Raw genomic sequence first — 6,376 nt, 5'->3', positions numbered from 1 at the left:
CCGCCCGCTCAGGCTCCAAGAAACTGGCTATCATCGCCGTCGCAAGGAAGCTCCTGGTCGTCCTCAACGCCATCATTCGCGACAAAACCGCATTCGCATGAACACAGTTGCCATTCCGTGACTTCGATGCGCCGCAACGGTGCAGAATTCTGCTCCGCTGCATTCCTTGCCCGACGTCACGGAATGGATTCCAGGGTCTTCGCGACGGAGCTTCGCTCCTGCTTCGCCCTGGAATGACGACGTCAGCGCTTATCGCGCTACCTAACCAGAATCGCCCTCAGATCATTCACGTTCGTACCGGTCGGGCCCGGCACGAACAGATCCCCGACCGCACTGAAGGCCGTCCAGGCATTGTTGCCGGCGAGCATCGCCTTGGCGTCGACGCCTGCCGCGCGCATGCGCGCCACGGTCGAGCCGTCCGCGAAGGCGCCGGCATTGTTCTCCGAGCCGTCGATGCCGTCGGTGTCGGCAGCCAAGGCATCGATGCCATTCACGCCGTCGATGCCGATGGCGAAGGCGAGCAGGAATTCGGAATTGCGGCCGCCCTTGCCCTTTGCCCGCAACGTCACGGTCGTCTCGCCGCCGGACAGGATCAGCACCGGCTTGGCGAAGGGGCGATTGCGCGTCGCCACCTCGCGCGCGATCGCGGCATGGACGCCGCCGACCTCACGCGCCTCGCCTTCGATCGCGTCCGAAAGGATGACGGCCTCGATGCCTTGCCGCTTCGCTTCGGCGGCTGCGGCTTCCAGAGAGACGCCGGCCGAGGCGGTCAGGTGCACTTCATTGCCGCCGAAGCGCGGATCGTCGGGGCGCGGCGCATCGGCGGCCGGAGACTGGATATGCGCCATGACCGAGGCCGGCAGCTTCATGCCATAGGCGGCGATCGAAGCCAGCGCATCCGCGCGGCTGTCGGTGTCGGGAACGGTCGGTCCCGATGCGACCAGCGCCGGATTGTCGCCGGGAATGTCGGACACGACCAGCGACACGACGCGCGCCGGGTGCGCCGCGGCCGCCAGGCGTCCGCCCTTGATGGTCGAGACATGCTTGCGGATGGTGTTCATTGCCGCGATCGGCGCGCCGGAGGCAAGCAGCGCCTCATTGACGGCGATCTCATCGGCAAGCGTCAGCCCGGGAGCCGGCGACGGCAGCAAGGCCGAACCGCCGCCGGAAATCAGCGCCACCACCAGATCCTCTGCGGTCAGACCCCGCACTTTCTCCAGCAGCCGGCGCGACGCCTCGAGACCGGCGGCGTCCGGCACCGGGTGCGCCGCCTCGATGATCTCGATGCGCTCGCATCTGGCGCCATAGCCGTAGCGGGTGACGACAAGCCCGTCGATCGGACCATCCCAGACCTTCTCGAAGGCGGCGGCCATCTGCGCCGAGCCTTTTCCCGCGCCTATGACAATGGTGCGGCCCTTCGGCTTCGCCGGCAAATGATTGCGGATCGTCTTTTCCGGATCGGCGGCGGCGACGGCGGCGTTGAAGATCGAGGTGAGGAAGGACTTGGAATCGAGCACGTTCATCCCTGGTCGCCACTGGCAGATTTCAATTTGAATAACCGCCGGCGCTGCCCTTCGCCCTTACCCTCTCCCGGTTTAGAGACGGGGAGAGGGGTCGCCGGCGCCGGCGCGCTTCCCTTCTTCCCGTCTCTATACGGGGAGAAGGTGCCGGCAGGCGGATGAGGGGCAGCACCGGCATCACGATTTGTCTTCTGGCGGCAGCGCAAGCCCGCTCGCATCGATGCCAAGATACGCGCAGAGCGCGTCGACCACGACGCCATGGTCCTCGCGCTCGGGCAGGCCCGAGACGGCGATGACACCGATGACGCCGGCACCTTTCACCGTAACCGGAAAGCCGCCGCCGGCGAGCACATAATCGGCAATGTCGAGCGCTTCGCCGATCTTGAACGTGCGGTCCGGGCGCTGCTGCTCCAGCACCAGGCGATAGGTGCTCCTGAGATAGCGCCTTACGACATTGATCTTGCGGCGCGCCCAGTCGGGATTGGAGGCGTTGGAGCCCGGCATGGCGGCATAGAAGAGCGGCCGGTCGAAAGTCCTGATGTCGACGATGATCGGAAGATCTTCCTTCAGTGCCCGGTCCCTGATGGCAGAGCCGATCTTGAAGGCGACAGCCTCATCGAAGGCCGCAAAGACCAACGTGGCTTCCTGTTTCTTGATCAGAGCGATGTCGTCGGCGGTGGCCATAGCGTTCCCCTGTCAAATGTCGACGCACGCTTTGGCCGATGGCTGACGCCCGGTCAAGCACGGAGGGCATGGAATTGCGTTATGCCGCGATCGCGCTCTTTGCCGGCCGCCCCGCCACATAGACCTCGCGCACGGCGCGGTCGTCGCCCAGCGTCTGCAGCAGGAAGAGTTCTTCCGCCAGCGTCTCCACGGTCTCCATCCTGAGCCGCATCCCCGGCGTCGCATGAGCATCGAGCACGACGATGTCGGCATCGGTGCCTTCATCCAGCGTGCCGACCCTGTCGGCCACGGACAGCGCCTCGGCATTGCCGCGCGTCAGTTGCCAGAAGGACTGGAAGGGGTTGAGCTTCTCGCCGTTCAGCGCGATCACCTTGTAGCCCTCGTCCATGGTGCGCAGCATCGAATAGTTGGTGCCGCCGCCGACATCGGTCGCGGCGGCGATCCTGAGCGGCTTTTCGCGCCGGCGGTAGCGCTGATAATCGAACAGGCCGGAGCCGAGGAAAAGGTTGGATGTCGGGCAGAACACGGCCACGGAGCCCGATTGCGACAGCGCATCCGCCTCGCGTTCCGACAGATGGATGCAGTGGCCGAACAGGCTTTTTTTGCCGAGCAGGCCGTAATGTTCATAGACGTCGGTGTAGTCGCGCGACCAGGGATAGAGCTCCTGGGTGAAGGCGATCTCGGCGTGGTTTTCCGACAGATGCGTCTGCATGTGGAGATCGGGATGCTCGCGGCATAGCACGCCGGCCATCTCCATCTGCTCGGGCGTGGAGGTGATGGCGAAGCGCGGCGTGATGGCATAGAGCTGGCGGCCCTTGCCGTGCCATTCGGCGATCAGCGCCTTGGTATCGTCGTAGCCGGTCTGCGGCGTGTCGAGCACGCCGTCCGGCGCGTTGCGGTCCATCATCACCTTGCCGGCGATGTTGAGCATATTGCGCTCGTGCGACTCGGCGAAGAAAGCTTCGGCTGAACACTTGTGCACCGAGCAATAGGCGACGACGGTCGTCGTGCCCTGGCGCAGCATCTCGTCGAGGAAGACCCTGGCGATGCGGCGGCCATGCTGCGCGTTCTGGAATTTCGACTCTTCGGGAAAGGTGTATTTGGTTAGCCAGTCGAGCAGCTCGGCGCCGTAGGAGGCGATGATCTGCATCTGCGGCACATGAACGTGGGCGTCGAGGAAACCCGGCAGGATCAGATGCGGACGATGGTCGATCGTCTCGACGCCCGTGCCCGCCTTCTTCAAGACCTCCGCATAGGAACCGGCGGCAACGATCTTGCCATTGTCGATCAGCAGTCCGCCATTTTCCTCGTAGCGCCAGGCGGAATGATCGTCTATCGCTTCGGGCCAACGCAGGAAGGAGAGCGTGCGGCCGCGCAGAATTTTCGCTGTCATGCTTATTTTCCGGCGCCTTCGAACCAGGCGACCAGAAGGGCCCTTTCCTGGTCGGTGATCTGGGTAACGTTGGCGGGCGGCATGGCATGCGCCCGGCCGGCCTGGATGTAGATCTCGCGCGCATGCTCGGCGATGCGCTCGTCGGTGTCGAGCAGCACGCCCTTCGGCGCATGGTAGATGCCTTCATAGACCGGCTCTTGCGTGTGGCACATCGAGCAGCGGCCGAGCACGGTGTCGCGCACGGCCGGGAAATGCGCCGAGGCGATGTAGACCTGCGCTGCGGCGGAGGCGGCGGAGGTCTTCGGCTCGCCGGTCAGCACCTTCGGCACGGTCGACAGCCAGATGATGATCATGAACAGCACGGCAGCACCGAGCCAGGTCCAGGTCGGGTTGCCCTTCCTTGCATGCACGGTGTTGAAATAGTGCCGGATCAGAACGCCGATGATGAAGACCAGCGAAGCGATGACCCAGTTGAACTGGGTGCCGAAGGCCAGCGGGTAGTGGTTCGACAGCATCAGGAACAGGACCGGCAAGGTCAGGTAGTTGTTGTGCAGCGAGCGCTGCTTGGCGATCTTGCCGTATTTCGGGTCCGGCTTGCGGCCGGCGATCAGGTCGGCGACGACGATCTTCTGGTTGGGGATGATGACCATGAAGACATTGGCCGACATGATCGTGGCGGTGATGGCGCCGAGATGCAGGAAGGCGGCGCGGCCGGTGAAGAGATGCGTCAGCCCCCAGGCGATGAACACCAGCACGCAATAGAGCACCAGCATCAGCCCGGTGTCGCTTTTGCCGAGCGGCGAGCGGCAGAGCAGATCATAGACGATCCAGCCGACGCCGATGGTGGCCAGCGACAAGAGGATGCCGACCGGCACCGATATGTTGAGCACGTTGGGATCGATCAGGAAGAGGTCGGCCCCGGCGTAATAGACCACGCAGAGCATGGCGAAGCCCGACAGCCAGGTGGCGTAGGATTCCCATTTGAACCAGGTGAGGTGCTCCGGCATCTCGGCCGGCGCGACCAGATATTTCTGGATATGGTAGAAGCCGCCGCCATGCACCTGCCACTCCTCGCCGAAGGCGCCGGCGGGCAGGCCGGGGCGCTGGCGCAGGCCAAGGTCGAGAGCGACGAAATAGAAGGACGAGCCGATCCAGGCAATGCCGGTGATGACATGCAGCCAGCGGACGGCGAAGCTCAGCCAGTCCCAGAAAATCGCGAAATCCGTCATTGCACTCGTCCCTGCCGATGAGAGCGACTTTACGGTCTGGCGCGCAAACGAAAAGAGGCGAGGTGCGCGATGACTTTCAAAAAAAAATGGAAAATACTAGGGTTACCTAAGGGTGTGTGAGGATTCAGGTCAGGCCGAGCCGGAAACGGCGGTTTCGAGAACCGGAGCGGAGCGTACTTGAAGTACGTGAGCACCGGAAGCGCAGGAACCCGTCGTTTGCAGGCCGGCATCACCTGAATCTCCACACACCTTCGCGCAGCCGTTTGAGAGCCACGAAACCCGCATGGCCTATCTCGACAACATTGCCGTCTTCGTCCGTGTCGTCGAGCTCGGCAATTTGTCGGCGGCGGGGCGCGACATGAGAATCTCGCCGGCGGTCGCCTCCAACCGCATCAAGGAACTGGAGAAGCATCTGGGCGTCAGGCTGTTCAACCGCACGACAAGGCAGTTGATGCCGACCGAGCACGGCACGGTGTTCTACACCGGCGCCAAGCAGGTGCTGGATGCGATCACCGAGGCGGAAGCCGCGGTCGCAGCACTTTCCGGCCAGCCGCGCGGCACGATCAGGGTTACAGCACCGCTCGGCCTCGGTCGGCGGCTGATCGCTTCCGGCATTCCGGATTTCCATGACAAATACCCCGATATCGAGGTGCGGCTCAGGCTCTCCGACCACAATGTCGACATCATGAAGGAAGGCATCGACGTCGCCTTCCGGCTCGGCATCATCGAGGATTCCAGCCTCAGGATGCGCGGCATCATGGAGTGCGAGCGCGTGCTGGTGGCGGCGCCGAAATATCTCGAAGCACGCGGCGAACCGGCCGAGCCGCAGGAACTCGTCGGCAAGAAGCACGATTGCCTGATGCTGCGCTATGCCGGCGCGCGCGAATTCGTCTGGACGTTGCAGACACCGGGCGGCGTGCAGAAATTCGAAGTGCACGGCCCTTACGACACCGACGACGGCGACGTGCTGACCGGCTGGGCGCTCTCGGGGCGCGGCATCATCAACAAGCCGCGCTTCGAGGTCGAGCCCTTCATCCGCGACCGGCGGCTGAAGGTGATCCTGCCCCAGGCGCCGCCGACACCGGTGCAATTCGCCGCCGTCTATCCGCACAAGAAGCTGCAGGACCCGAAGGTGCGGCTGCTGCTCGACTTCATGGCCGAGCGCTGCCAGCGGCTGATCAAGGATATCTTGGCCGGCAAGTAAAGGCCGGCAGCGTCGCGATAGGCCGAAGCCTTCTTGACGTCGTCATTCATGAGCGGAGCAACGGGAAGCAGAGCGCAGACCCGAGGATCATTCCGTGATCTTCGCCGAAGAGCGCAGCGGAGCAGAATTCTGCACCGTGGCAACGCGTCGAAGTCACGGAATGGCAACTGTGTTCATGCGAATGCGGTTTTGTCGCGCATGATGGCGTTGAGGACGACGAGGAGCTTCCTTGCGACGGCGATGATAGCCAGTTTCTTGGAGCCTGACCGGGCTGCAAGTGCGGTGTAGAAGGTCTTGAAGCGCTCACAGGTTCGAATGGCCGTGAGGGCTGCCATATAGAGGGCGC

The 6,376-nt window shown here is 63.7% G+C and carries 5 protein-coding genes; 1 reads left to right on the top strand and 4 read right to left on the bottom strand.

Going from position 1 to position 6,376, the window contains the following annotated elements; all coding sequences use genetic code 11:
- Positions 1–257: 257 nt before the first annotated feature.
- From O7A05_RS33780 to O7A05_RS33765, 4 genes are all read right to left on the bottom strand, one after another.
- The gene (locus O7A05_RS33780; protein WP_337097734.1) at positions 258–1,523 is read right to left on the bottom strand and encodes a glycerate kinase type-2 family protein; all 1,266 of its coding nucleotides are present in this window, start codon (positions 1,521–1,523) and stop codon (positions 258–260) included.
- 174 nt (positions 1,524–1,697) lie between these two features.
- Positions 1,698–2,204: a heme-degrading domain-containing protein gene (locus tag O7A05_RS33775; RefSeq protein WP_337097733.1), complete on the bottom strand. Its 507-nt coding sequence runs from the start codon at positions 2,202–2,204 to the stop codon at positions 1,698–1,700.
- 79 nt (positions 2,205–2,283) lie between these two features.
- Positions 2,284–3,597: a guanine deaminase gene (gene guaD / locus O7A05_RS33770; RefSeq protein WP_337097731.1), complete on the bottom strand. Its 1,314-nt coding sequence runs from the start codon at positions 3,595–3,597 to the stop codon at positions 2,284–2,286.
- A 2-nt stretch (positions 3,598–3,599) separates the two neighbouring features.
- The gene (locus O7A05_RS33765; protein WP_337097730.1) at positions 3,600–4,826 is read right to left on the bottom strand and encodes a urate hydroxylase PuuD; all 1,227 of its coding nucleotides are present in this window, start codon (positions 4,824–4,826) and stop codon (positions 3,600–3,602) included.
- Positions 4,827–5,109: 283 nt separating this feature from the next.
- Between O7A05_RS33765 and O7A05_RS33760 the strand changes: the two genes are divergently transcribed.
- Positions 5,110–6,030: a LysR family transcriptional regulator gene (locus tag O7A05_RS33760; protein WP_337097729.1), complete on the top strand. Its 921-nt coding sequence runs from the start codon at positions 5,110–5,112 to the stop codon at positions 6,028–6,030.
- Positions 6,031–6,376: the final 346 nt, after the last annotated feature.

This window comes from Mesorhizobium argentiipisi (SeqCode), from assembly GCF_037179585.1.
GTDB classification, from domain to species: Bacteria; Pseudomonadota; Alphaproteobacteria; order Rhizobiales; family Rhizobiaceae; genus Mesorhizobium; species Mesorhizobium argentiipisi.
The sequence above is the reverse complement of the archived record's forward strand: the minus strand, read 5'-3'. Positions and strand labels throughout refer to the sequence as shown.

Coding starts and splice junctions, on each gene's coding strand:
- O7A05_RS33780 (WP_337097734.1), bottom strand. CDS start 1,523: ATGAACGTGCTCGATTCCAAGTCCTTCCTCACCTCGATCTTCAACGCC.
- O7A05_RS33775 (WP_337097733.1), bottom strand. CDS start 2,204: ATGGCCACCGCCGACGACATCGCTCTGATCAAGAAACAGGAAGCCACG.
- guaD (WP_337097731.1), bottom strand. CDS start 3,597: ATGACAGCGAAAATTCTGCGCGGCCGCACGCTCTCCTTCCTGCGTTGG.
- O7A05_RS33765 (WP_337097730.1), bottom strand. CDS start 4,826: ATGACGGATTTCGCGATTTTCTGGGACTGGCTGAGCTTCGCCGTCCGC.
- O7A05_RS33760 (WP_337097729.1), top strand. CDS start 5,110: ATGGCCTATCTCGACAACATTGCCGTCTTCGTCCGTGTCGTCGAGCTC.